This window comes from Psychroserpens sp., from assembly GCF_047633235.1.
Taxonomy (GTDB): Bacteria; Bacteroidota; Bacteroidia; order Flavobacteriales; family Flavobacteriaceae; genus Psychroserpens.
Genome location: NZ_JBLIET010000007.1, coordinates 81,905 through 107,852 on the forward strand (window position 1 = coordinate 81,905; position 25,948 = coordinate 107,852).

Sequence of the window (25,948 nt, forward strand, 5' to 3'; positions counted from 1 at the left end):
ATGAAGACTATAATTACATCAGTAGTGCTCCTTATTGCATTAAACTTGCAAGCTCAAAATTTTAAATTTGGTAAAGTTTCAAAAGATGAACTAGCAGAAAAAGTACATCCAAAAGATCCAACAGCGAATGCTGCTCTCTTATTTAAAAGGGAAAGTGTGCGATTTGATTATCGTAAAGGTGACGGTTTTATTCAGGTTAGAACCATTCATCAACGTATCAAAATTTACAATAAAGAGGGTTTTAGTTGGGCTACTAAGAAGGTTAGGTTGTATAATAAGATGAATTCTGAAAGCGAAAAATTATATAAGCTTAAGGCCTACACATATAATTTGGTAGATGGTAAAGTAAAAGACGACAAGCTTAAAAGTGATGGTGTTTTTGATGAGGAATTAAATAAGTTTTGGAAGGTGAAATCATTCACAATGCCCAATATAAAAGAAGGCTGTATTGTGGAATTCACATATGAGATATCTTCACCGTTTTTAGCAATAGACGATTTGGAATTGCAATATGCCATCCCGATTAATGTCTTAGAAGTGTCTGTAAAAACACCGGAGTACTTTATTTACAATAAAGTGTTGAATCCTCAAACAACATATAGGCCTAAGATTGAAGAAACCACTTCGTCTCGAAACGAATCGGTGACAAATACATCAGTTTCTAGTGATAGTTATGGTAGTAGAAATTCAGAGACTTCTGTGTCTCAATTTTCCATTAACGAAAATGTAATTAAAATTAATGAAACCGATATACCAGCATTAAAAGACGAGCCTTTTATTGATAATTTAGGTAACTATCAAGCCAAATTAAAGTTAGAATTAACAGCGATTAAATATCCTAATGAGCCTTATAAGAATTTATCCAATTCTTGGGATGCGGTAACAAAAACAATTTATAAGTCTGATGATTTTGGCGAACAACTAGATAAATCTGGTTATTATGAGGATGAGATAGATGCTTTAACTGCTAATCTTGAGAGTAATGCTCAAAAAGCTTTTGCTATTTATAATTATGTAAAAGTTAAGGTTAAATGGAATGGTTATTATGGCTACACAACAGATGCCGGTGTTAGAAAAGCTTATAAAGAAGGGGTTGGTAATGTAGGCGATATTAATTTAATGTTAGTGTCAATGCTAAGATATGCAGGGATTATAGCAAACCCCGTATTGATTAGTACAAAGAGTCACGGGATTCCATTATTTCCTACAAGAGATGGTTTTAACTATGTTATTTGTTTTGTTGAAGATGAAGACATCATGTCGTTATTAGATGCAACAGGAGATAATGCGACCTTTAATACATTACCTATAAGAGATTTAAATTGGCAAGGACGGGTGATTAGAGAAAATGGCAGCTCTACATGGATTGATTTGACACCACGCAAAGTCTCTAGAGATATCACAGGCTTGAATATTAAAATAAATTCAGATTTATCTGCGGAAGGAAAAGTAAGGTCACAAAAGTTTGATTATATCGCCAAACGTTATAGAGATAATTATGCAGATTTAAGTACTGAAGCTTATATAAAGGTTTTAGAAAAGGATAAAGGGGATTTGCTTATTTCTAATTTGGAGGTTGAAGGAGAGGATAGCTTATTAGAGCCCATTAAAATCACTTACGAGTATACAATGGATAATGCACTTGAAGAAATAGGCGATAAACTATACTTTTCTCCGTTACTCTTTTTGAATACTCAAGAAAATCCATTTAAGCAAGACGAACGAAAATTACCAATTGATTTAATGTACCCAATGTCTGATAAATACATGATTAATATTATGCTGCCTGAAGGTTATAATGTTGAATATTTGCCGGAAAATCAAGCTCTAGATTTTGCAAATAAGACAGGGGAATTTAAATATTTAGTGAATCAAAATGGACGTTTTCTTCAAGTCAATGTAGAGTTAAATATTAACGCCTCGTTAATACTTCCTGAGAATTATACGTTTTTTAAACAGTTTTTTGCTCAAGCCATGGAAAAAGAAGGTGAAAAGATAGTACTTAAAAAGATTTAAAATGGATATCAAAAATGCACAATTAGAAGTGGACTCATGGATTAAAGAACATGGCGTACGGTATTTTAATGAGCTTACTAATATGGCTCAACTTACAGAGGAGGTTGGTGAAGTGGCAAGGATAATTGCAAGGCGATATGGTGAGCAAAGCGAAAAGGAAAGTGATAAAAATAAGGACTTAGGAGAAGAGTTAGCAGATGTGGTTTTTGTAGTTTTGTGTTTGGCAAATCAAACAGGTATTGATTTGCAAAGTGCTTTCGATAAAAAATTGGATTTGAAAACTAAACGAGACCACGACAGACATCAAAATAACGATAAATTAAAATAAAACTTCCGCTCTAGTTATCAACTTGCCAAAACGAGCAAGTATTTTTTTATGACAATACAACTTCACAAATCTGTAATTAAAGAGCAATCAAACATCACGATCACTGGATCAAAAAGTGAGTCTAATAGATTGTTGCTACTGCAAGCATTATATCCAGAATTAAAAATTAATAACGTCTCAAACTCTGATGATTCAATAGTGATGCAAAAGGCTTTAGCTTCTAAAGAAACTACTTTAGATATTCATCATGCAGGAACTGCAATGCGTTTTCTAACAGCTTATTTTGCAAGTAAAGAAGGCAGGAATGTTGTGCTTACTGGTTCCAGTCGTATGAAAGAACGACCAATAGAAATTTTGGTGGACGCATTACATCAATTAGGTGCAGAAATCTCTTATACAGAGGCTTATGGTTGTCCGCCTATTAGGATTCAAGGTAAAAAACTTACTAGGCATAAAGTAACTTTAAAGGCTAATGTGAGTAGTCAGTATATTTCAGCATTATTATTAATTGCCTCTCGTTTAGAAAACGGACTAGAATTGACCTTAGAAGGTAAAATCACTTCGATTCCGTATATAAATATGACACTTGACTTATTAAACCAAGTTGGAATACAAACAACCTTTGAAAATCAAGTAATAAAGGTCAATTCAAAAAAGGATGCTCTTAAAACAGAAAGTCTTACCGTAGAATCAGATTGGTCTTCGGCATCTTATTTTTATAGCATAGTGGCTTTAAGTCCAATTGGAACAGAAGTGAAGTTGACGTCTTACAAAGAAGAATCGTTACAAGGTGACTCTGTACTAGCACATATTTATATAGCATTTGGTGTGGAAACAGTCTTTGGAAGTGATTGTATATTACTTACAAAAGTGGAGGATTCTAAAAGCAATACAGTAGAGTTTCAACTTAATAACTCACCAGATATTGCTCAAACTATTGCAGTTACATGTTTAGGTTTGGGCTTAAAGTGTCATCTTACAGGTTTACATACATTAAAAATTAAAGAAACAGACCGTTTAGTTGCGCTTCAAAATGAATTGCAAAAATTAGGAGCAACAATTGATATTACAGAAGATACGTTAATGCTTCATAAAACAGTAACCTTGAATAAAAACGTTGCTATTGCTACGTATAATGACCATAGAATGGCAATGGCATTTGCTCCATTAGCCTTAAAAACAGATTTAATTATTGAAGATTACAGGGTGGTTTCTAAATCATATCCAACGTTTTGGGACGACTTAAAAACTCTTGGTTTTAAATTTTCTAAATAAATACTGCGTTTTACTTGACAAGGCCTATGTTGAGATTGTATATTTGCGACTTGAAAAAAACGTATTTGCCGTAATTATTCAGAGATATAAGTATTTTAATTTGATGCGATGTTTATTTGGCAAAATTGTATAAGACCTAAAAATAATTAAACAATAACTTATGAAATTATCACACTTCCATTTTGATCTTCCAGATGAATTATTAGCTGAACGTCCGTCAGATATTAGAGACGAGTCTAGACTAATGGTTTTGGATAGAAAAAATCAAACTATCGAGCACAAGCTATTTAAAGATGTCATCGATTATTTTGATGAAGGAGATGTCATGATTTTGAACAACACGAAAGTGTTTCCAGCTCGCCTATACGGTAACAAAGAAAAAACAGGAGCGAGAATTGAAGTTTTCTTATTAAGAGAATTAAATGAAGAACAGCGCCTTTGGGATGTTTTAGTGGATCCAGCACGTAAAATAAGAATTGGTAATAAATTATACTTTGGTGAAGATGAAACTTTGGTGGCCGAAGTTATTGATAATACAACCTCTAGAGGAAGAACATTACGTTTCTTATATGACGGGTCTTACCATGAATTTAGAAGAAAATTAACCGAACTCGGTGAAACACCACTCCCAAAATATATTCAAAGAGAAGTAGAGCCAGAAGATGCCGAACGTTATCAAACTATTTTTGCAAAAAATGAAGGAGCTGTGGCAGCACCAACTGCAGGTTTGCATTTTTCAAAGCATTTACTGAAGCGTTTAGAAATTAAAGGAGTTGAGTTACCAGAAGTGACACTTCATGTTGGTTTAGGTACTTTTAACCCAGTTGAGGTTGAGGATTTGTCCAAGCATAAAATGGATAGTGAAGAAATTTACGTTACAAAACCAGCTACAGATATCATTAATAAAGGTATTGCTGAAAAAAGGCGTGTGTGTGCTGTAGGTACTACCGCTATGCGTGCTGTAGAAAGTTGTGTATCCTCTAGTGGAACATTAAATGAATTTACAGGATGGACGAATAAATTTATTTTCCCTCCTTATGAGTTTAGTATAGCGAATAGTATGATTACTAATTTTCATACACCAAAATCTACGTTATTAATGATGGTGTCTGCATTTGCAGGTCACGATTTTATGAAAAGGGCTTACGAAGAAGCAGTTAAAGAAAAATATCGTTTTTACACCTATGGTGACGCGATGTTGATTATTTAATAGATCACTTATAGTTATAAATAGAGCCTTCTGTAATAGTAAGGCTTTTTTTATGCTTCGGAAATTTTAAACTTTAATGTTAAATCATAAACAGAAAAAAAGGTTTTATTACTTTTGCAACATATATGGATATTAAAAAAAAAGACATACGAGCATTAACAAAAGAACAATTAAGAGACTTTTTTGTCATAGAAGGCGATCAAGCGTTTCGTGGAAATCAAGTTTATGAATGGTTATGGAGTAAAGGTGCTCATTCCTTCGAAGACATGACCAACGTGTCTAAAGAAACCAGAGAAATGCTTAAGAGCAACTTTGTTATTAATCATATTAAAGTAGATCAAATACAGAAGAGTAGCGATGGGACCATTAAAAATGCAGTACGATTACATGATGGTTTAATCGTAGAGTCTGTCTTGATTCCTGCTAAAAACCGCACTACGGCATGTGTTTCTAGTCAAGTTGGTTGTAGTTTAGATTGTAGATTTTGCGCAACATCAAGATTAAAACGTATGCGAAATCTTAATCCAGATGAGATTTATGATCAAGTCGTTGTTATAGATAAGGAAAGTAGATTATATCACAACAGGCCACTGTCTAATATCGTATTCATGGGTATGGGAGAGCCACTCATGAATTATAATAACGTCCTTAAGGCGATTGATAAAATCACATCACCTGAAGGTCTAGCAATGTCACCAAAGCGTATTGTAGTATCAACATCTGGAGTTCCTAAGATGATAAAGAAAATGGCTGATGATGAGGTGAAGTTTAAACTTGCAGTGTCTTTACATTCTGCTATTGACGAGATTAGAACATCTATTATGCCCTTTAATGCAACATTTCCGTTAGCAGATTTAAGAGAGGCTTTAGAGTATTGGTATGAGAAAACTAAAAACCGTATTACTTATGAATACATAGTTTGGGATGGAATTAATGATACCAAAAATGATGTAGAAGCCTTGATTAAATTCTGCAAATTTGCGCCTAGTAAAGTTAATTTAATAGAATATAATCCTATTGATGACGGCGAATTTCAGCAAGCAAATTCAAAAGCAATTGACATGTATGTCGATATGCTGGAAGCTAATAATATTACGGTAACCGTGAGACGATCGCGTGGAAAGGATATTGATGCGGCTTGTGGGCAATTGGCTAATAAGGCATAAAAAAAAGCGATCCTTCGGTTACTGAGTGTAGTCGAAGGGTAGTCGCTTTTTAATTATGCTTGAATAACAATTACTGCTTCAAAATCTTTATGGTTTGTAAATGTCCTTGAATAGATACTTTAATTAAGTAAATACCATCTTTTAAATTTGATATATCAATGGTTTCATTATTTACAGATAACGTATTGTTTATAACACGTTGCCCCAGGATATTATAAATTTCTACACCGCTAAATGGCAAAGTAGATGAGTCTAGAGTAAGGATGTCTGTGTCTTTATTATACGAATGCGTAAATGTGTTTGATTCAAAATCATTTACACTTAAGTTTAAAGTTGTGTCAACAGAAAAATTATCAACCAAGAGCATATATACATCACTTGACGTATAATGAATACCAATTCTGATTTCAGTATCATCATAACCACTTAAATCTACTGTGACTTCAGCCTAATCGGGATAAGTAGCAGTTCTTGTTCCTCCTAATATATTAAAATCAGAGGAGGCTGTTGGTGTGCCAGTTCCTGTGTAAATACCAACTTCATAATTTTCATCACCATAAGTGTTAGACATGGCTTTGACTTGAAAGGTAACTGAGTTTCCAGATACTGCTAAATCAACAGGAGGTGATATTAGCCAATCGTCGTTTGCTGCTAATGCTCCAGGAGGACTAGCCCAAGCTGCAGCATATTTTACACCACTAAATGGGTCAAAATTTCTTGCTTCTGCCGCAGCAGGATCATCCTCATTTGTTGAACCGGCAGCTGCTGGATTAAAAATTATAAATGCCATTGCAGCATTTGCATTCTCAAATGTAGAATCTCCTCCAATGTAGGTTGGTAAACCATCTAAGTCTAGAGTGTCCCAATCACCTATTCCTGTAATGATGAAGTCTGTGTAAGATTCAAAATCATCAAAGAAAAGATTGGTTTGAGCATTTCCAGCGTGGAAGGCGCAAATAGTAAAGATTAATAAAGTAATTTTTTTTATATTGAGAATTTTAAAGATTAATGAATCAATAAGTTACAAAAAAATCAAAGAAGAAGAAAGAGTTGATTGATTTTAATAAATTTTAAATAGTTGAGAATCAAGTTATTATAATAAAAAAAGCGACCACTCGCTTACTGAAAGTAGTCGAAGTCTGGTCGCTTTTTTATTGGTGTCTGTACTATTAGTTTTTTATAAACTTTATAGTTTGAATTCCTTTTTCTGTTGTAATTCTAGCAATATAAACACCACTTTTAAGTGTCGCTAATGCTATATTGCTTTCGTTTCCGCTTAAACTTTGATTTACAACACGTTTTCCTAAGACATCATAGATATCTATCCTATTTAGGTTGTTTTGAGGGGCGTTTAATTTTAGTTGTTTTAAATCTCTGTTATAAAAATGTGTGAATGTATTTGGATCAAATTCTGAAACAGATAAATTCTCATCATTAGTTCTAAAATTATCAATGTAAGCAGATCCTGCAAAATTATCATGTGAGAATCTAACCTGTTCTACTGCATCAGTAATAATAACTGTTCCAGTGCTTACTTGAGTATCATCCACAAAGAAAGTTATTATAGAACCAGTTATTTCCATTCTTATATTATACCACGTGTCAATACTCCATGATGTTCCAGTATCATTTCTAACAACAGTACCAAGACCATCGTCTACTAAAACAAAAATATTACCAGCAAAATCAAATTCTATCCAAGTTATAAATGATCCAGCCGTAAGATTAACTAATCCAAATATAAAATTTGAACTATTAGCATCTTGTTGAGTGATGTTCATATCTGCAGAAAATGTAGAACCCTCTTGAGTTATAGGTAAAGCATAATCATAAAAACCACCTACAATAGCACTTGATTGCCCTCCAAAAGCAGTTTCTTGGACAATTTTAAGAGATTGTGTACCGTCTGTTGATAATTCGTCAGTAATGACTTGGTTAGCTACAAAACCTCCAGTACCATCTCCAGTGGTCACCCAGCCATTTTGAGCATTAATATTCCCAAGACTGTAGGCAGGAGCTTCAAAAGAAATGGTTTCTTGAGCATTACCAAAAGTAAATACTAAGAGTGTTAAAAAGAAAAGAGTAATTTTTTTCATAAAATTCAAAATTTAAATTAATTAACCTAAAAGTAAAGAAAAAAGATAAGGGAAATCTCAAAGTCATAAGATTTAATTTTTTATTACATCATATTCAAAACCTTTAGTTCTTAATTAGTAATTTTGTAAAATCAACACAAAAAAGTAATAATACTTGAAGATTACCGAACAGATAAAACAACCCATTGCCTACGAGATGGAACTCTTTGAACAGAAGTTTTTACTCTCTATGTCAAGTAAGGTTGCCTTATTAAACCGTATAACGCACTATATCGTAAACCGAAAAGGGAAACAAATGCGACCAATGTTTGTCTTTTTAGTCGCTAAAATGGTTGATAACGGTGAAGTTAATGAGCGTACTTATAGAGGAGCTTCGGTTATTGAGTTAATTCATACAGCAACCCTAGTTCATGATGATGTTGTTGATGATAGTAATCGTAGAAGAGGATTTTTCTCAATTAATGCATTATGGAAAAATAAAATTGCAGTTCTTATCGGTGATTTTCTGTTGTCGAAAGGATTATTACTATCCATAGATAATAATGATTTTGATCTATTAAAGATTATATCCGTCGCTGTTCGAGAAATGAGCGAAGGAGAATTATTGCAAATTGAAAAAGCGAGACAACTAGATATTACAGAGGATATCTATTACGAAATCATCAGACAAAAAACAGCAACACTCATCGCTGCATGTTGTAGTTTAGGTGCTGCATCTGTAAAACCAAATTCTGAGCATATAGAGACTATGCGAAAATTTGGAGAACTCATTGGAATGGCATTTCAAATCAAAGATGATCTTTTTGATTATGGAAATGAAGCAATTGGTAAGCCTACAGGAATAGATATTAAAGAACAAAAAATGACACTACCTTTGATTTATGTCATTAATAATTGCTCTAAAAAGGAAAAATCTTGGTTGATCAATTCAATTAAGAACCATAATAAAGATAAAAAGAGGGTTAAGGAGGTTATTAATTTTGTGAAAGACCACAACGGACTTGATTACGCGGTCAATAAAATGAAGCAATTTCAAGGGCAAGCTTTAGAGATATTACATACATATCCAGAATCTCAATACAAATCATCATTGGAGTTAATGGTTAATTATGTGATTGATAGAAAAAAATAATCGTTATCTATTAAATAGAACTAATTTAATCAATAGGTCACTTACCAAATGGTTAAATTTATTTGCCTGATAAACATCAAGTTAATAGCAAACAAGTCATTAACTAAAGTTTTTTGAATCATCAGGCAACCATTTGAACAATTATTACGTCTTTATAAATAGAAGACCAAATGAAAGCCATTTTGAAAGTAATTCAATTACATCATAAAAATAATACGACGCTTATAAAAAGAGCAGTGAAAGGCAAGCGTGATGCTCAGCATACATTGTTTGAGATTCATGCGCCAAAAATGCTTAGCGTATGCCGCTATTATATAAAAGACATCCAAAATGCTGAATCTGTGATGTTAAAAGGTTTTTTAAAAGCGTTTATAAATCTTAAAAATTTTAAAAATGAGGGAAGTTTTGAAGGTTGGTTGAGACGCATCATGGTAAGAGAATCTATTTCTTTTTTAAGACAAGAAAAGCAGGTAGAGTTCTCGGTTGAAGATGAAACCATTTATAAAGAGCACTACAACAATATAGAGTCACAAATTGAAGTTGCTCAAATTCAACAGCTCATTGATGAGCTTCCAAAAGGTTATAAAATGGTGTTTGTTATGCATGCAATTGAAGGCTATAAGCATCAGGAAATAGCAGATATTTTGAGTATTTCTCAAGGCACCTCAAAATCACAATTATCTAAAGCCCGACAAATGCTTCAGAAAAAAATTAAGGACATAAATACAACAAGTTATGGCATCAGTTAAGTTTGAAGAGAGTCTAAAAGATAAGTTAGAGAAAAGAACCCTACAGCCATCTAGTGATGCTTGGGATAAATTGTCTACAGATCTTGATGCCAGCAATAAAAACAGCAAACGAGGCTTTCTCTTTTATATCGGTATTGCCGCGAGTATTATTGGAATTATTTTCGTCACTAATATAATGTTTAATGCTTCGGAAAATCAACTAGTAGAACCAACAGTAGTCGAAACCAGCATCAAAGCATCTCAAATTAAGGTAGAGGCAAATGATAGTAATGAAGCTTTTAAAAAGGAAGTTGTTGCTGAAATTTCCGAAGAGAATAAAAAGCAGAAACAAATTAAACCATCAATCAAAGACGAACCTAAGTTAGCGACAATATCTAATCAGTCTACTAATAATAAAACAGAGACTAAAATTGAGAAATCAATAAAAGAGAAACTAATTAAATTAAATGAAACAAAACAAGCTGTAGCGATTATAAATTCAAATACTAATAAATTAGAACAAACGGCTGTGAGTACATTAACCTTTGAAGAGGTCAAAGCGGTTGAGGTTGTTAATCAAATCAAAAACCTCACAATTAAAAATGGAGCTATTACAGATGCCGAAATTAAAAATCTATTAAAACAGGCAGAAAGAGCTATTTTAAGAGAGCGAATATATAAAAAAACTTCGCGAACAGTAGATGCAGACGCTTTACTTCAAGACGTTGAAGATGATCTGGAACAATCGTTTAGAACCAGAGTGTTTGACGGTTTAAAATCAGGTTACAAATCGGTCATAACTGCAGTTACTGAGCGTAACAACTAAGGTTCCAAGTAGTCGCTGAGCGCAGTCGAAGTGAAATTTATCATCAATCCATTCCGAATAATTCGGTAACTAAAACAAACACTATGAATACGATCACAAAACCTTTAGTGCTCCTCATACTATGCTTAATTGTAAGTAATGTGAATGCACAAGAAACACAACAAGACTCTACGGGAAATAATATGCCATTTAGAGAAAATGGTTTAGAAATCGACAGATTAATCGAGCTAAAAAAAACTATCGAAAACGAAGAACGCGAATTTTTAAAGGCTGAAGTAGAAAACATTAATAGAAGACTAGATGTTGGAGGCATAACTAAGGATGACGCTGAAATGCTAAAAAAAGAAGTAGCTAAAAAACGAGCTCTAAATATTGAGAATCGTATGGCAATTCTTGATAATAAAATTGCTCTATTAGAACGAAATAATGATGGGTATTCCGATGAGACTGTGCAGTTTGGGTTTAGCTTCAGAAAATTTACAGGAATTAATATTAATCCAAAAAATAAATCAAGAGTTTATGATAAACGTACCACCAGTGATTTAGTGTTTGCAGCGGGGTTTAATAATGCTATCGGTGATGGTCAAAAAATTGGTGATGAATACTCTTTCATGGGTTCTGGATTTATAGAGTTAGGCGTCGCATGGAAAACACGACTATTTAAGGAGTCTAATGCAGTACGATTAAAATATGGTGTCTCTCTTCAATGGAATAAATTAACACCTAAAAATGATCAATATTTTGTTCAAGATGGAAATATAACGACTTTGGAAGCTTTTCCCAGTGAGTTAAGTGAGGCGGAATTTAGAATAACAAATCTGGTTGTACCCATACACTTTGAGTTTGGGCCATCAAAAAAAATAGAACGTAAGAATTACTTTAGATACAGTACAGAGAATCACTTTAAAATAGGGATTGGTGGATACGCAGGTTTTAATATTGGTACGCAACAAAAGTTGCGTTTCAAAGAAGATGGAAATCGCGTAAAGCAAAGAATAAGACGTAATTATAATGCGACACCTTTTGTATACGGTGTAAGTGCTTATGTGGGTTATGGAGGCTTAGGTATATATGCGAAATATGACTTAAACCCTGTATTTGAAAACCAAACATTTGATCAGCATAACCTATCTCTAGGGTTTAGATTTGATTTGGACTAGTCTATCAAAATACGATTTAAAGCACCTTTTATAAAACGAATGGTGCTTTTTTGTTAGCATATAATAGCTTAAATTTGATGTTAACTATTATCTTTAAAATTGATATCAAAATCCTCCATAGAACAAGTATTTGAAACCGCTCGCGTTGAAGAGGTTATTGGTGATTTTGTTCAGTTGAAGAAGTCAGGAAGTAACTTTAAAGGGTTGAGTCCATTTAGTGATGAGCGTTCACCAAGCTTTATGGTGTCTCCTGTAAAGCAAATTTGGAAAGACTTTTCCAGCGGAAAAGGAGGGAATGCAGTCACATTTATAATGGAGCATGAGCATTTTACGTATCCTGAAGCTATAAAATATCTCGCTAAAAAATATAATATTGAAATAGAAGAAACCGAACAAACCGATGAGCAAAAGCAAGAAGCTGATGAAAGAGAGAGTTTGTATTTGGTTAATGAATATGCTAAGCAATATTTTGAGCGTATCCTATTTAAAACAGATCAAGGTCAAGCGATCGGTTTAAGCTATTTTAAAGAACGTGGATTTACAAACGAAACCATTAAACAGTTTAATCTAGGATATTCATTAGATGAGTGGCAAGGCTTTACAGATGAAGCTTTAAAGCAAGGGTATCAAATTGAGTTTCTTGAAAAAACAGGATTAACAATAGTCAAGCCAGATAAGAAATTTGATCGTTTTAAAGGTCGTGTTATGTTTCCTATTCATAGTATGAGTGGTCGTATTCTAGGTTTTGGAGGGCGTATTTTAAAAGTAGATAAAAAGGCTGCTAAGTACATGAACTCTCCAGAGAGTGAAGTATATCACAAAAGCAAAATACTCTATGGGATTTACCATGCAAAACAAGCAATAGCTAAAGAAGATAATTGTTATTTAGTTGAAGGCTATACAGATGTCATTCAATTTCATCAAGCAGGAATTAAAAATACTGTAGCATCTTCTGGTACTGCGTTATCTTCTGAGCAGATAAGACTTGTAAATAGATTGACAAATAATATCACAGTACTTTTTGATGGTGACGCGGCAGGAATTAGAGCCTCAATACGAGGTATAGATTTGATTCTAGAGCAAGGTATGAACGTGAAAGTCTGCGGTTTTCCGGAAGGTGAAGATCCAGATAGTTTTGCAAAACAAAAGACGCTTGAAGAATTAACAACGTATCTCAAGGACAACTCCAAAGATTTTATTCAATTTAAAGCCTCTTTATTAATAAAAGAAGCTAATAACGACCCAATAAAAAAAGCAGAGACTATTAGAGATATTGTAAATAGTATCTCTAAAATACCTGATCAAATAAAAAAGGAAATTTATATCCAAGAATGCTCCCGTATTATGGATATTAGAGAAGACGTGCTGTTTACGACCTTAGCCCAAATAAATAAAAAAGATGTTCAAGAGGCAAATAAAACCCACAAGAATGAGCAAAAACAAAACGCATTTCAAGTTGTAAAATCAGAGCCTAAAGCGCAAAAAGTAGATTTGCAATATGAATTAGAACGTAAAATAATTGAAATCTTATTACTCTATGGTACAGAGGTAGAGGATTTTGAAGACTTAGTTTTAAAAGAATCAGACGATGGTGAATTGCAATTAGAACCAGTAATCCAAAATGCTAAAGTTTTTGAGAAGATATATCTTGATTTGCAAGAAGACGAGATGCAGTTTTCAAATCCTATCTTTAAGACGTTATATCAAACAATTATAGATACGCTGCATCAAGAACCTGAATTCTCAATACAGAATTTCGTAAATAGACTAGATCAAGAGTTGGCTAATGATGTGACTACTATATTAATGAATGATGAGCGTTACACATTGCATGATTGGGAGCGTAATCATATCATTCCGAAGGCAAAACAACATTCAATTGCTCAGTTAGTAACACAAACAATTTTGACATTGCGTTGTTATTTGATTGATAAAAAAGTATTAGAATATCAAAATGATACCTTGCGAGAGGATGCGAACTCCAGAAATATATTAGAGGATGTTAAGGATTATCTAGGTTTAAAAATGTTACTGTCTAGAAAACTTGGAAAAGTTGTTGGAGGTAAAGTTTAAGAAATATCCATGTGTTTGCCTTGATTTACTAAATCAATAAGATTTGTGACATTAAGTTTCTTAAAAAGTCTTGCTTTATAAGTACTTACTGTTTTCTCATTAATGTCAAGTTCTAAAGCAATTTCTTTATTTTTTTTGCCAGATGATAATAATTTTAGGACTTCTACTTCGCGAGTTGATAAGCGTTTGTAAATTCTAGTTTTAGACTGTTTTGTGTCATTATAGTTTAAATGTTTAGACATCTTATCGCTTAGATGAATTCCTCCACTGTAAGCAGTCTTTATCGCTTTTATGATGACATTTGTAGATTCAGATTTTGATACATATCCAGATGCTCCAGCTTTTATAGTGCTTATAGCATAGATTTCTTCGGGATGGTAGCTAAACATAATAATGTTAATCTTGCCATGCTCTTTCTTAATAGCTCTAAGCGCGGTAATCCCATTGAGCTCTGGGAGCTCAATTTCTGAGACAATAACATCAACTTCATGACGTCTTACAAACTCAAAAATCTCAACACCACTTCCAGCAGTTCCCACTACTTGAATGTCTTCATGATTATCAAATAATAATTGAAAGCCAGTAGTTACGATAGGATGGTTATCAACCACTAATACCTTAATCATAATACATATTTAAATTAGTTAGTTAAAATAATGAGCCAGAACTTGTTAAATAAATTCAAGAATGTTGTAATTTTTCATACAAAGCTACTAAAAATTTCAACATAGTTCAGTTTTTGTGTGATTATCTCAGCGATTATTTTAAATTATTAGGAATTTCACAAACTGGTATGGCTACCATTTTGTGAGTATTTGAGAGATTATAATTGGTGAATATTCGAAATACTTCTTTTTGTCGTCCTTCAAAAGCATTTTCAGTTTTCCCCTCTTCTTTCATGTTCATTGCCCATTCTAGTTCTGGATAAGAAGCACCAATTTGATCTTCATCACTTCTAGCATCTCCAAATAAACCATCACTTGGTGTAGCTTTTATAATTGATTCTGGTACCTTAAGGTATTCTCCTATTTGGTAAACTTCAGATTTCATAAGATCGGCAATAGGACTCAAATCAACGCCACCATCTCCATACTTTGTGTAAAAACCCACACCAAAATCTTCAACTTTATTTCCAGTTCCAGCGACTAAAAGCCCTAATATTCCAGCATGATAATACAAGGTGGTCATCCTTAATCGAGCTCTTGTGTTAGCTAATACCATATCTACAGTAGCTTGTTCGCCGTCTAAAGAGACTTCTGTTTTAAATTCTTCAAAAACAGGTGTCAGGTCTGTTTTAGTGCTTTTTACGTTAGAAAAACGCTCTTTTAATTGAGAAATATGTTTTTGTGCTCTACTTACATGACTTTCAGCTTGATGAATTGGCATTTCAATGCATAGAATCTTTAACCCTGTTTTGGCACACAGAGTGGACGTGACAGCAGAATCAATTCCTCCGGATATACCTATAACAAAACCATTCGCACCAGCTTTTTTAGCATAATCTTTAAGCCAATTTACAATATGTTCAACGACTTTTTCTGTTTGCATTTTATTGAGTTTTTATTTTAAGAAGAGTACCTTTGCTTTACAAAAATAATAAGATAAACTCAAAAATCAGTTAGTAAAACATATTTACTTTTATTAAAATTTTGAAATCTAAGTACATGAGAAAAATAACACTATTTGTTTTTGTTCTAGCGGCTTTTTTTAGTTGTAAAAATGATGAAGCCTTAGAGAACGAAATCGCAAAAATTGATACACATTTTAATATTGAGCGATTTGATCGTGCTTTCGCTGAGGCTAAACCAGAGGATTTAGGTCAGCTTAAAAAGGTATATCCATTCATGTTCTCAAATCATGTTCCTGATTCAATTTTTATAGCTCAAATGAGTGATACTTTGCAAAATGAGTTGTTAAACGAAGCAAGTAAAAAATTTAATGACTTTTCGACAATCAAAAATGAAATCAATAGGTTATTTCAGCATTTAAAATATTACAACGTATCCTTTACCGAACCTCGTATAATTACCTTGACAAATAATGTTTCTTATAGAGATAAAGTCATTGTCACAGATACTATAGTGCTTATTCCGCTTGATAATTATTTAGGTCAAGATCATAAATTTTATGGAAATTTCCCTAAATATATTACTCAAAATTTGGAGCCATCACAAGTAGTCGTCGATTTGGCAAAAGCGTATGCAGAGAAACAAATTTTTCAATCTCAAAGAAAGACATTTTTAGACGAGATGATTTTCTTCGGAAAACAGCTGTATTTCAAAGATAAAGTCATTCCATTTAAAACTGATGCTGAAAAAATCGGTTACTCAAAAGAGCAATTGGAATTCGCTAACTTTAATGAAGATATGATTTGGACAGAATTTGTAGAAAATGAAATGCTTTACAATACCGATAGTTCTTTACCAGCGCGTTTTATAGCAGAGGCACCTTTTTCAAAATTCTTTTTAGCATTAGATAATGAAACTCCAGGACGACTTGGCCAATATATAGGTTGGCAAATTGTAAGATCATATATGAAAAATAACAAGGTTTCTCTTAACGAAATGTTGCAAACCGAAGCAATAGATATATTTAATAAATCAAATTACAAACCCTCCAAATAATGGCAAATCACACATCCAAAATAGAGCTCAATATAGAACTTGACGAAAATAAAGTTCCAGAAAAATTACATTGGACCGCAGAAGATGGCGGTATCTCAAACGAAGAGGCAAAAGCAATGATGCTTGCTGTTTGGGATGGGAAAGCTAAGGAAACTCTTCGTATTGATTTGTGGACTAAAGACATGCCTGTTGACGAGATGAAACAGTTTTTTCATCAAACACTAGTTGAAATGAGTAATACCTTCCAAAGAGCTACTCAAGATGATAAAATGACGGCAACTATGAAAGATTTCTGCGACTATTTTGCTGAGAAATTGGAACTTACAAAGGATTAATAATTTAAACTTAATGTAAAGTTGAGATCATATGAAGCAGCTTGAAAACTGTTGGGTTTTATCGATTTCAATGAAATAACAAATATTAGTTAGGTTTCGTGCATCAAAGAAAACTAAGGTTTTTTTGATGTAAATTATCATATGAGATAGACGCTTTTTGGTGTCATTATTACTCTAGTTGTACTCTTTGCATTTAAATATTGTTGAGATAAAAAAGAAGATAGAATGTCGCTTCTGGAAAATACAGCACTCATTCAAGAGCTAATCAAGAACGTTGGGAAGTTAGTAGTTACAGAAGGCTATTTTAGTTAGGGTTTTACTTATAAAAACTCAAAAGCAGTTTTTGGTGATTTATTAGAAGCCGAGAAAAGAGCTATTGTAATCGTAAATGCAGATGTGACCGTTAGTTATGATTTAGCTTGATGACGTATGAAGTTGACGAATTAGCCAAAACTCGTCGTATTATGAGTATTCCAAAAGAAGAAATTAAAATTAGTCCAGATTTTGAATATTATGACATTCAAGCCGGTTTCCTAAACCAATTTGAAGCTAAAGATTATAATGACGTAAAAAAAATAGTGAATACATCACTAGTCAAAAAAATTGAAGCTTCAGATTTAAAATCAAACGCACAAAACAGACTAATTAGCGAACTGTCTGAATTTTATATTCTTACCAATACTAAGGGTTGGACTTTAGAATATAATCAAAACCTAGTGAGCAATTTTGATAAGCTTAAAAACCTACCGAGTCTAAAGAAGTAATTCTGGTAACACACGATGTATTCATAATGTCGTGCTGAGCCTAGTCGAAGCCACACAATATGTAGAGCTGCGAATCTCATTTCAATTTATATTTTTTTCTAGATTAACCCAACCGCCACCATTGATAGCGTCAATAGCTTTGAGGTTTAAGAATTTAGCGGCTTTATTGGAACGAACGCCACTTGCGCAACAGACCACTAAAGGTTTATTTAATGCTTTTACTTCCTTTACTCGAGTATTCAATTCATTTAAAGGAATATGAACAGAGTTATTAATATGTCCATTATCCCATTCGCGTTGTGTTCTTACATCTAAAATAATTGCTCCATTATTTAAGTATTCTTGTACTTGACGTTTTTTCCTGCCAAAAATAAAATTTAAAAATCCCATAGTTAAAGTTTTATAGAGTAATTAATTCTAATCCATTATCAATTAAGTGAGCTATTTTAGGTTTTTTAATCTTCATTTTGTTTAAATAACTTAAAATATCTTCACTCAGTCTATTGTCGAAATTATTTGTCAATTCATACAGTTCTATAGCTAAAAGCCAATCTTCCTGATGATTCGCTGATAATGTACTGAAAATTACTTCTAGATCTTTAGCGGTGTATGTTGAATCTCTTAGAGTTCTCACTTTTTTATAGAGTAATTCCAATTCAAGTATCGTTTTATTTTTATCAAGTTTAGTTGTTTTTGTTTCTGAAACATGATATAAGTTATCAAATGATCTATAATCTGCAGCACCAGCAAAAGCAGAAGTAATAGAGGAGCCAACAGCTAGTTTAAAAGTGCCTTCTTCGGGAGAAAATAATTTATGCTTTTTATAGGTAACAGTACAATCTTCAAATTCGATAAGGATTAATTTGCCAAAGACATTTCTAATTCCAGTAACATTTAAGCCTTCAATAGTAATGCCGCTCTCATATTCTATAGAGATGCGTTTTCCGTCGTAAAAATTATAAGCTTTTAGATCTCGTGGTCGCATGTCTTCAATGGCTAGACTAATCCCTTTAAGTTTGCCAATAGGAGAACTAAATCCATTTATATTAGCGTTTTTGCCGTGGCCAATAAGTTCTTTGTCTCTATTGGCTAAAGCAGTAGGTCCTTGGGTTTTAAAAAAGACAACATTATTGTCTTCATCAGTTATCATTTGGGTAAATATGCCAGAAATTTGTAAACCAGTATTGAGCTCAATACTTCCAATTTTTTGAGAATCAATAAGTTTTTGTAAGCCTCTAAATCCACCTTTTCTAAGTGCCATATTGCTAGAGAACTCCTCAAGAACTTGCATTAAATAGGCGAAATCAGGAGTTACGAAAAGTTGAGGCTGCGGTTTAGTGATGTCAAATTCTATGTCTGCAGCATCACTACTATACAGCCATTTTTCCACATTTTTAGTCATACACCATTTGCTTTCACCAATAGAAGACAATAATCCTGCACCATAAATTTTTGGATTTTCAATGGTGCCAATTAATCCGTACTCAACAGTCCACCAGTGTAAGTTTCTGATTTTTGCCATTTCAGAAAGCGGCACTTTTTTGTTTTGAAGTTCGTTAACTACATCTTCAGCTTTTTCAATCTCCTCATTTCTGGAGTCAGCAGATTCTTTCAAAATAGAAAGAGATCTTACAGCTTCATACATATCATTATCATGTGATGATAAGATGGCTTTCGCGCCAATTTCTCCAAAACGTCTTAAGTATTCTGCATAATCTGGATTTGCAATTATTGGGGCGTGACCTGCAGCTTCATGAATGATATCTGGAGCTGGTGTGTATTCAATATTTTCTAGTTGTCGCATTTCCGAAGCAATGACTAATACTTTGTAGGCTTGAAACTCCATAAATGCATTAGGAGGTATAAAACCATCCACAGCAACTGCAGCCCAGCCAATATCTTTTAAAATACGATTCATACCATACATACTCGGGATGGTGTCAACAGAGATTCCAGTTTTGTGTAATCCTTTTACGTATGAATGGTGAGCAAATTCGCTTAAGTAAGACACGTTTTTGCGCATCACATAACGCCAAACTGCCTGATTGATTGGGGAGTAGTCATCGTAGTTTTGAGGTTTAATAAATTGCTTTAAGTGAGGTGGTAATCTATCAATTAAAGGATTGGTTTCTATTTGAGTATTCATAGAATATTGAGATGATTTAACTTTAAAACATTGCAAAGTTATGAATTAAAAATCGCCTTTTAATATGTCGTGTTTTGATTGAGATATAGTTTAAGCCGAATATGTATCTTAGCGCTAATGAAATCTGAAACACGTAAAGATGAAATTATAAATACTGCTGCTAAACTTTTTAAAGAGAAAGGTTACAGTGCCGTGACCATGCGTGATTTGGCAACTGCAATGGGGATGAAAGCAGCTAGTCTTTATAATCATATCAACTCGAAACAAGACATACTTAAAGTCATTATCATATGTATAGCTGAAGAATTCACTAATGGAATGGATATAATTATCAGTTCAGAAGAATCTAATATTGATAAACTTAAAAAAATCGTAAGCTTACATGTTGATATCACATCTCATAACACTAGCGGTATGGCGTCTTTAAATAATGACTGGATGCACCTAGAAGACCATTTAGAATACTACCTTAAACTTAGAAATGAATATGAAGCTAATTTTCTTAAGATTATAAAAACAGGTATTACTACTTCAGAAATTAAAAATAGTAATCCCGAAATTATCATGTTTTCAATGCTAACTACTTTGCGGTCGTTGTATTTATGGATTCCCAAAAAAGAAGATCTTAACGCAAACGATTTAGCTAATGGATTGAGTCAAGTTCTCATTGACGGAATTAACAATTAATTAAGATTTAAATTTTGTATCTTTGTTCTTTAAACTAACAGTTGTTAGTTTGATCTGTAAGGTTTTGAAAGCCTGATAGGTTTTAATAAAGTTTAACGTAATAATTCCCTTTCCTCTGGAAAGGGTTAAGGATAGTAATGGCAGAATTTTACAACTTAAGAGTTGCAGATATTTATAAGGAGACAGAAGATACATCAGTAGTGACTTTTGAGGTCCCAGTGCACTTGCAAGACGCATTTAAATTTAGACAAGGGCAACATTTGACTTTAAAAGTAGATATTAATAATGAGGATGTGCGTCGTTCTTATTCTTTGTGTTCAAGTCCTATTGAGAATAAATGGCAGGTTGCTGTTAAACTTATCCCTGGCGGAAAGTTTTCGACCTATATAAACGAAGTATTGAGAGCTGGAGATGACCTGGAAGTTATGTCTCCTAGTGGTAATTTTGGTGTCTCAGTTAAACCAGAAGATGCTAAAAATTATCTATTTTTTGCGGCAGGAAGCGGTATCACTCCAGTGCTATCTATGGTGAAAACGCATCTTAAAGCAGAGCCAAATTCAACATGTAAGTTATTTTATGTCAATAAGACAGCTAAATCTATTATCTTTAAAGAAGAACTAGAACAACTAAGAAACAAATATTTCGGAAGATTCGAAATCTACTACTTTTTAACCAAAGAACGGCGAGATATAGACTTGTTTAACGGTCGCTTTGATGATGATAAAATGGGTATTTTGACAAAAACATTTATAGATATTCCAGATACAAGTGAGGTATTCCTTTGTGGACCAGAGAACATGGTAAACTACATAAGTACGTATTTAATTAACCAAGGCTTGCCCAAAGAATTAGTTCATTTTGAGTTGTTTGTCACTGGGCTTTCAGAAGATGATATTAAACGTGCAGAACGTTTAGCACAACAAAAAGTAGAAGGTGTAGAAGTTACGATCGTTGATGGTGGAAAAGAATTTTCATTCACGATGACAAAAGAATATGATAATATTTTAGATGCAGCTTTAGGCGCTGGAGCAGATTTGCCATTTGCGTGTAAAGGCGGAGTTTGTAGCACCTGTAAATGCCGTGTGATTGGAGGATCAGTAGAAATGAAAATTAATTATGCATTAGATGAAAAAGAAGTCGCGCAAAATTTGGTATTAAGCTGTCAAGCTGTGCCAACGGCAGATAAAGTCGTCGTCGATTTCGACGTTTAACATAATAATTAGGGCGTTACCCTAAAGGGTCAGGCTCTCGCAAGTCGCTATCAAAGATGAGCTCCAACAAGTGCTCCATCCTTAACGCGGTTGTCAATCGAGTAAGCGCAAAATAAGAAATCAGTGACTATTATTTAAGACTGATTTCTAAAGCTAAAAACAATTACAAAAGCCCTTTCTTTTGGAAAGGGTTGGGATAGTAAAAAAGAAAAATTAACTCGCTTGTGGTCAAAAGCCAACAGCTAAAAGCTAAAAACAATGAGTGAAGAGCAAATTAGAAGTTTAGAAAGGCAATTCGATGAGCGTATCGCAAGAGACGAGAAAATCGAACCTAAAGATTGGATGCCAGAAAAGTATCGTAAAACGCATATACGTCAAATGTCGCAACACGCACATTCCGAAATTGTAGGTATGCTACCAGAAGGTAACTGGATTTCAAGAGCACCTTCCTTAAGACGTAAAGTGGCGCTATTAGCAAAAGTGCAAGATGAGGCGGGTCATGGTTTGTACCTGTATTCTGCAACTGAAACTTTAGGGATTTCTAGAGAAGAAATGTACGAGCAATTACATACAGGGAAAGCCAAATATTCAAGTATCTTCAATTATCCTACAGTCTCTTGGGCAGATATGGGAGCCGTTGGTTGGTTGGTAGATGGTGCAGCTATTATTAATCAAGTGCCGTTGTGTAACACATCGTACGGACCTTATGCACGAGCAATGATTCGTGTGTGTAAAGAAGAAAGTTTTCACCAACGTCAAGGTTTTGAAATCATGATGAAATTAGCTAACGGTTCCCCTGAGCAAAAAGAATTGGCTCAAGATGCGTTAAACCGCTGGTGGTGGCCAAGCTTAATGATGTTAGGACCAACAGATGCTGAGTCTGTCCATACCGAGCAGTCCATGAAATGGAAATTAAAACGAAAGTCAAATGATGATTTACGTCAACAGTTTATAGATCAAACAGTTCCTCAAGCAGAATTAATTGGCTTAACTATTCCAGATCCAGATTTAAAATGGAACGAAGAACGTGGTAGCTACGATTTTGGAGACATCAATTGGGATGAATTTTGGCAAGTTGTAAAAGGTCATGGACCTTGCAACAAGGAAAGAATGAAAGCAAGAATCGGTGCATGGGAAGAAGGCGAATGGATTCGTGATGCAGCAATGGCGCATGCCGAAAAGAAACAAGAAAGAAAACAAAAACAAGCAGTATAATAGAGACTTGAAATTGAAGTCGAATAGGGACCTGAACGGTTTTTGATTTCAATGTCACGCTCGATTTTAATTTTAATATTATGTCAAATAAAAAAAACTGGCCACTCTGGGAAATCTTTGTAAGAAGTAAAAACGGATTAGAGCACAGGCACTTTGGTAGTCTTCATGCAGCGGATTCAGAAATGGCTCTAGAAAACGCACGTGATGTCTACACAAGACGCAGTGAAGGTGTCAGTATTTGGGTTGTAGAATCTATTAATATTACAGCTTCAAATCCTGATAATAACGGCGAATTATTTGAGCCTGCTCATGATAAAGTGTATCGCCATCCAACTTTTTATGAGTTGCCAGACGACGTAAAACATATGTAATTTGAGCTTTGTACAAAATACAATTCCCAAGAAAGCGGGAAATTCTTAAAATTTAATACAATGTTTAATTAAAATGAGTCCCGCTTTCGTGGGAAGTAAACATGAAAAACGAAAACTTATATAACTACATTCTTGGTATTGCAGATAACAGCTTAATCCTCGGCCAACGCCTAGGAGAACTTTGTGGTCATGGACCAACATTAGAAACAGATATCGCTTGTACAAACATCTCATTAGATTTATTCGGACAAGTTCGCAGCTATTTCCAATATGCAGCTAAAATTGCGGGAGATAAAAGAACCGAAGATGATATTGCGATGCTCCGAAAAGAGCGCGAGTACAAAAATGTATTATTGGTAGAACAACCTAATACGAATTTTGCCTACACCATTGGTCGTCAATTTTTATTTGATGTCTATCATTTGGCATTCCTTGCAGAATTGCAGAAAAGTACAGATTTAACGTTGTCTGCTATTGCAAATAAATGCATCAAAGAAGTGAGTTATCACGAACGTTTCTCTTCAGATTGGGTCAAGCGTTTAGGTGATGGTACAGAGGAGAGTAATCAAAAAATGCAAGAGGCTATTAATGATTTATGGACGTATACAGATGAATTGTTTCATCAAACAGAAGCCGATAAAGTTATGGTAGCAGAAGGCGTAGGTGTCGATGTAACCAAGCTAAAATTAAATTATTATAAACGAGTAAATGACCTTTTACAGGTAGCAGACCTTGAGATACCAGAATCAAAATATTTCCAAAAAGGTGGTAAAGAAGGGATTCATACAGAGCATTTAGGGTATTTATTAAGTGAATTGCAATACATGCAACGCGCCTATCCAAATATGGAATGGTAACCCAAATTGCTGCGCAGTCAGGAATCTAAAAAAAAAGAAGTTGAATTTGAAGATGACAGTAGTTAGAAAGCTTTTCAAATTCAGTTTTAAAAACATATGACATCAACAGAACAAAATATAGACGAAAAGTTAATCCCAATATTGGAAGAGGTTTCAGATCCAGAAATCCCAGTATTATCTATTATGGATATGGGAGTCGTGCGTTCTGCAGTGATTATAAACGAGATCGTTAAAGTCGAAATTACGCCAACCTATAGTGGTTGTCCTGCAATGGATGTGATAGGAGACGATATTAAAAAAGCATTAAAGGACGCAGGTTACGACTCTGAAATTGATTTGATTTTACATCCTGCATGGACTACTGATTGGATTACACCAAGAGGTCGAAAAGCCTTAGAAGATTATGGAATAGCAGCGCCTTTAGATGCCGAAGCAGATATAGATGTCTTGCTAAACGGAAAACGAATCGTTAAGTGTACCAATTGTGGTTCTCAAAACACGAGGCTAGTAAGTCAATTTGGTTCAACGGCATGTAAAGCACAATTTCAGTGTGATGATTGTCAAGAACCATTCGATTATTTTAAATGTTTAAAGTGACCAATTCTTGCGAAAGCAGGAGTCTTAATATAACACTGTAATGGCCTTCGTGCTTGCAATAAATAATAAAGATGTAATGAGTTCAATAGAATTAAAAATAGAAAATAAAGTAGCCATAATAAGGCTAAACAGACCAGAAGTATTCAATAGCTTCAATCGTGAAATGGCATTTTTACTTCACGACACTTTAGACGCTTGTGAAAAGAATGCTGACGTAAGAGCAATCGTTCTTACTGGAAACGGAAAAGCGTTTTGTGCTGGTCAAGACTTAAAAGAAGTAACAGATTCAGACTTAAATCCAGGATTTAAAAAAATTCTCGAAGAACATTACAACCCAATCATTACAAGAATACGAGCTATTAAGAAACCAGTAATAGCTGCAGTTAATGGTGTTGCAGCAGGAGCAGGAGCAAATATTGCTTTAGCCTGTGATGTTATAGTGGCACACGAAAAAGTGAGTTTTATTCAAGCGTTTAGTTTAATTGGTTTAGTTCCTGATAGTGCTGGTACGTTTTTTCTACCGCGTCTAATCGGATTTCAAAAAGCATTAGCGTTAGCGATGTTAGGTGATAAAATTCCAGCAGTTGAGGCTGAAAAAATGGGAATGATATACAAATGTGTTCCAGTAGAAGAATTTGAAGACACTATTAATAAACTAGCATTGAAAATGGCAAACATGCCAACAAAAGCTTTAGGTCTCATTAAAGAATTGTATAATAATTCAATGACAAATGATTTAGAATCTCAGCTAGCTTTAGAGTCTAAATTACAAATTGAAGCAGCGAGTACAGAAGATTATGCTGAAGGTGTTGCTGCATTTATAGAGAAAAGAAAACCAGAATTTAAAGGAAGATAAATCAACAGATTTGTCATTCCGCACTTGATGCGGAATCCACAATAAAAGATAAAGCATGAATGTAGGAATTATCGGAGGAGGAACAATGGGAAGTGGTATAGCACAAGTTACTGCTACTGCTGGTTGTAAAGTCAAATTATACGATACTAATCAAGCTGCTTTGGATAAAGCAAAAGCTGCTTTAGAAAAGATATTAGTTCGTCTTATAGAAAAAGGGCGAATCGATTCCGAAGAGAAAATTAGAATCCAATCTAATATTTCATACGTCGATAGTT

At 33.8% G+C, this 25,948-nt stretch carries 28 protein-coding genes; 21 read left to right on the forward strand and 7 right to left on the reverse strand.

All coding sequences use genetic code 11. The features are described 5' to 3' along the window. The 5 genes from ACJAZK_RS03855 (at window position 1) to rlmN (ending at window position 5,995) form a co-directional block, all read left to right on the forward strand. A complete protein-coding gene (locus tag ACJAZK_RS03855; protein WP_415222698.1) occupies window positions 1-2,016 on the forward strand; it encodes a DUF3858 domain-containing protein in 2,016 nt (671 codons plus the stop codon). A 1-nt stretch (window position 2,017) separates the two neighbouring features. Further along, on the forward strand, window positions 2,018-2,344 hold the full coding sequence (locus tag ACJAZK_RS03860; protein WP_415222699.1) for a nucleotide pyrophosphohydrolase: 327 nt from the start codon (window positions 2,018-2,020) through the stop codon (window positions 2,342-2,344). A 48-nt stretch (window positions 2,345-2,392) separates the two neighbouring features. Next, on the forward strand, window positions 2,393-3,619 hold the full coding sequence (locus ACJAZK_RS03865; protein WP_415222700.1) for a 3-phosphoshikimate 1-carboxyvinyltransferase: 1,227 nt from the start codon (window positions 2,393-2,395) through the stop codon (window positions 3,617-3,619). Window positions 3,620-3,779: 160 nt separating this feature from the next. Next, window positions 3,780-4,829, forward strand: coding sequence for a tRNA preQ1(34) S-adenosylmethionine ribosyltransferase-isomerase QueA (gene queA / locus ACJAZK_RS03870; RefSeq protein ID WP_028871555.1), 1,050 nt, complete (start codon window positions 3,780-3,782; stop codon window positions 4,827-4,829). 125 nt (window positions 4,830-4,954) lie between these two features. Further along, the gene (rlmN, locus tag ACJAZK_RS03875) at window positions 4,955-5,995 is read left to right on the forward strand and encodes a 23S rRNA (adenine(2503)-C(2))-methyltransferase RlmN (protein ID WP_415222701.1); all 1,041 of its coding nucleotides are present in this window, start codon (window positions 4,955-4,957) and stop codon (window positions 5,993-5,995) included. Window positions 5,996-6,065: 70 nt separating this feature from the next. Here the strand turns inward: rlmN and ACJAZK_RS03880 are convergent, their stop codons facing one another. The 3 genes from ACJAZK_RS03880 to ACJAZK_RS03890 form a co-directional block, all read right to left on the reverse strand. Next, window positions 6,066-6,362 (reverse strand): T9SS type A sorting domain-containing protein, encoded by a 297-nt coding sequence (locus ACJAZK_RS03880; protein ID WP_415222702.1) that lies wholly within the window; start codon window positions 6,360-6,362, stop codon window positions 6,066-6,068. A gap of 81 nt (window positions 6,363-6,443) precedes the next feature. Next, window positions 6,444-7,013, reverse strand: a complete 570-nt coding sequence (locus tag ACJAZK_RS03885; protein ID WP_415222724.1) for a choice-of-anchor J domain-containing protein — start codon at window positions 7,011-7,013, stop codon at window positions 6,444-6,446. A 151-nt stretch (window positions 7,014-7,164) separates the two neighbouring features. Next, window positions 7,165-8,091 carry a T9SS type A sorting domain-containing protein gene (locus ACJAZK_RS03890; protein ID WP_415222703.1) on the reverse strand — a complete coding sequence of 309 codons (927 nt, stop codon included), beginning with the start codon at window positions 8,089-8,091 and terminating at the stop codon, window positions 7,165-7,167. A 154-nt stretch (window positions 8,092-8,245) separates the two neighbouring features. Here ACJAZK_RS03890 and ACJAZK_RS03895 point away from each other — a divergent pair, with 154 nt between their 5' ends. From ACJAZK_RS03895 to dnaG, 5 genes are all read left to right on the forward strand, one after another. Next, entirely contained in the window at window positions 8,246-9,223 is a 978-nt protein-coding gene (locus tag ACJAZK_RS03895; RefSeq protein ID WP_415222704.1) for a polyprenyl synthetase family protein, read from the forward strand. A 170-nt stretch (window positions 9,224-9,393) separates the two neighbouring features. Beyond that, window positions 9,394-9,972, forward strand: a complete 579-nt coding sequence (locus tag ACJAZK_RS03900) for an RNA polymerase sigma factor (RefSeq protein WP_415222705.1) — start codon at window positions 9,394-9,396, stop codon at window positions 9,970-9,972. Continuing rightward, window positions 9,959-10,777 carry a hypothetical protein gene (locus ACJAZK_RS03905; protein ID WP_415222706.1) on the forward strand — a complete coding sequence of 273 codons (819 nt, stop codon included), beginning with the start codon at window positions 9,959-9,961 and terminating at the stop codon, window positions 10,775-10,777. The genes ACJAZK_RS03900 and ACJAZK_RS03905 overlap by 14 nt, the downstream gene beginning before the upstream one ends. Before the next feature lie 83 nt (window positions 10,778-10,860). Beyond that, entirely contained in the window at window positions 10,861-11,937 is a 1,077-nt protein-coding gene (locus ACJAZK_RS03910) for a hypothetical protein (RefSeq protein ID WP_415222707.1), read from the forward strand. A 99-nt stretch (window positions 11,938-12,036) separates the two neighbouring features. After that, on the forward strand, window positions 12,037-14,010 hold the full coding sequence (dnaG, locus tag ACJAZK_RS03915) for a DNA primase (RefSeq protein WP_415222708.1): 1,974 nt from the start codon (window positions 12,037-12,039) through the stop codon (window positions 14,008-14,010). On the opposite strand, the gene ACJAZK_RS03920 is transcribed toward dnaG, so the two are convergent. Together ACJAZK_RS03920 and nadE are read right to left on the reverse strand one after the other, a co-directional pair. Beyond that, a complete protein-coding gene (locus ACJAZK_RS03920; RefSeq protein ID WP_415222709.1) occupies window positions 14,007-14,636 on the reverse strand; it encodes a response regulator transcription factor in 630 nt (209 codons plus the stop codon). The genes dnaG and ACJAZK_RS03920 overlap by 4 nt on opposite strands. 133 nt (window positions 14,637-14,769) lie before the next feature. Continuing rightward, the gene (nadE, locus tag ACJAZK_RS03925) at window positions 14,770-15,558 is read right to left on the reverse strand and encodes an NAD(+) synthase (protein ID WP_415222710.1); all 789 of its coding nucleotides are present in this window, start codon (window positions 15,556-15,558) and stop codon (window positions 14,770-14,772) included. A gap of 116 nt (window positions 15,559-15,674) precedes the next feature. Between nadE and gldB the strand changes: the two genes are divergently transcribed. From gldB to ACJAZK_RS03940, 3 genes are all read left to right on the forward strand, one after another. After that, window positions 15,675-16,634, forward strand: a complete 960-nt coding sequence (gldB, locus tag ACJAZK_RS03930) for a gliding motility lipoprotein GldB (RefSeq protein WP_415222711.1) — start codon at window positions 15,675-15,677, stop codon at window positions 16,632-16,634. Beyond that, a complete protein-coding gene (gene gldC, locus ACJAZK_RS03935) occupies window positions 16,634-16,969 on the forward strand; it encodes a gliding motility protein GldC (protein WP_415222712.1) in 336 nt (111 codons plus the stop codon). Before gldB ends, gldC begins: the two co-directional genes overlap by 1 nt. A 422-nt stretch (window positions 16,970-17,391) precedes the next feature. After that, window positions 17,392-17,733, forward strand: coding sequence for a DUF4230 domain-containing protein (locus tag ACJAZK_RS03940; protein WP_415222713.1), 342 nt, complete (start codon window positions 17,392-17,394; stop codon window positions 17,731-17,733). 81 nt (window positions 17,734-17,814) lie between these two features. Here ACJAZK_RS03940 and ACJAZK_RS03945 read toward each other — a convergent pair whose 3' ends face one another. Further along, window positions 17,815-18,123, reverse strand: coding sequence for a rhodanese-like domain-containing protein (locus ACJAZK_RS03945; RefSeq protein ID WP_028871541.1), 309 nt, complete (start codon window positions 18,121-18,123; stop codon window positions 17,815-17,817). A gap of 10 nt (window positions 18,124-18,133) precedes the next feature. After that, complete coding sequence (locus ACJAZK_RS03950; RefSeq protein ID WP_415222714.1) at window positions 18,134-19,879, reverse strand: aromatic amino acid hydroxylase; 1,746 nt, start codon at window positions 19,877-19,879, stop codon at window positions 18,134-18,136. Window positions 19,880-19,996: 117 nt separating this feature from the next. Here ACJAZK_RS03950 and ACJAZK_RS03955 point away from each other — a divergent pair, with 117 nt between their 5' ends. The 8 genes from ACJAZK_RS03955 to ACJAZK_RS03990 all read left to right on the forward strand — a co-directional run. Next, window positions 19,997-20,566: a TetR/AcrR family transcriptional regulator gene (locus ACJAZK_RS03955; protein WP_415222715.1), complete on the forward strand. Its 570-nt coding sequence runs from the start codon at window positions 19,997-19,999 to the stop codon at window positions 20,564-20,566. 137 nt (window positions 20,567-20,703) lie between these two features. Beyond that, window positions 20,704-21,777 carry an FAD-binding oxidoreductase gene (locus tag ACJAZK_RS03960; protein WP_415222716.1) on the forward strand — a complete coding sequence of 358 codons (1,074 nt, stop codon included), beginning with the start codon at window positions 20,704-20,706 and terminating at the stop codon, window positions 21,775-21,777. Window positions 21,778-22,035: 258 nt separating this feature from the next. Further along, window positions 22,036-22,992 (forward strand): 1,2-phenylacetyl-CoA epoxidase subunit PaaA, encoded by a 957-nt coding sequence (gene paaA, locus ACJAZK_RS03965; protein ID WP_415222717.1) that lies wholly within the window; start codon window positions 22,036-22,038, stop codon window positions 22,990-22,992. Window positions 22,993-23,072: 80 nt separating this feature from the next. After that, window positions 23,073-23,363: a 1,2-phenylacetyl-CoA epoxidase subunit PaaB gene (paaB, locus tag ACJAZK_RS03970; protein ID WP_415222718.1), complete on the forward strand. Its 291-nt coding sequence runs from the start codon at window positions 23,073-23,075 to the stop codon at window positions 23,361-23,363. A gap of 101 nt (window positions 23,364-23,464) precedes the next feature. After that, complete coding sequence (paaC, locus tag ACJAZK_RS03975) at window positions 23,465-24,220, forward strand: 1,2-phenylacetyl-CoA epoxidase subunit PaaC (protein ID WP_415222719.1); 756 nt, start codon at window positions 23,465-23,467, stop codon at window positions 24,218-24,220. A 96-nt stretch (window positions 24,221-24,316) separates the two neighbouring features. Continuing rightward, window positions 24,317-24,817, forward strand: a complete 501-nt coding sequence (paaD, locus tag ACJAZK_RS03980; RefSeq protein WP_028871534.1) for a 1,2-phenylacetyl-CoA epoxidase subunit PaaD — start codon at window positions 24,317-24,319, stop codon at window positions 24,815-24,817. Window positions 24,818-24,893: 76 nt separating this feature from the next. Beyond that, on the forward strand, window positions 24,894-25,673 hold the full coding sequence (locus ACJAZK_RS03985; protein ID WP_415222720.1) for an enoyl-CoA hydratase-related protein: 780 nt from the start codon (window positions 24,894-24,896) through the stop codon (window positions 25,671-25,673). A gap of 55 nt (window positions 25,674-25,728) precedes the next feature. After that, window positions 25,729-25,948: 3-hydroxyacyl-CoA dehydrogenase NAD-binding domain-containing protein (locus ACJAZK_RS03990; protein ID WP_415222721.1), on the forward strand; the 220-nt coding region annotated here is incomplete at its 3' end.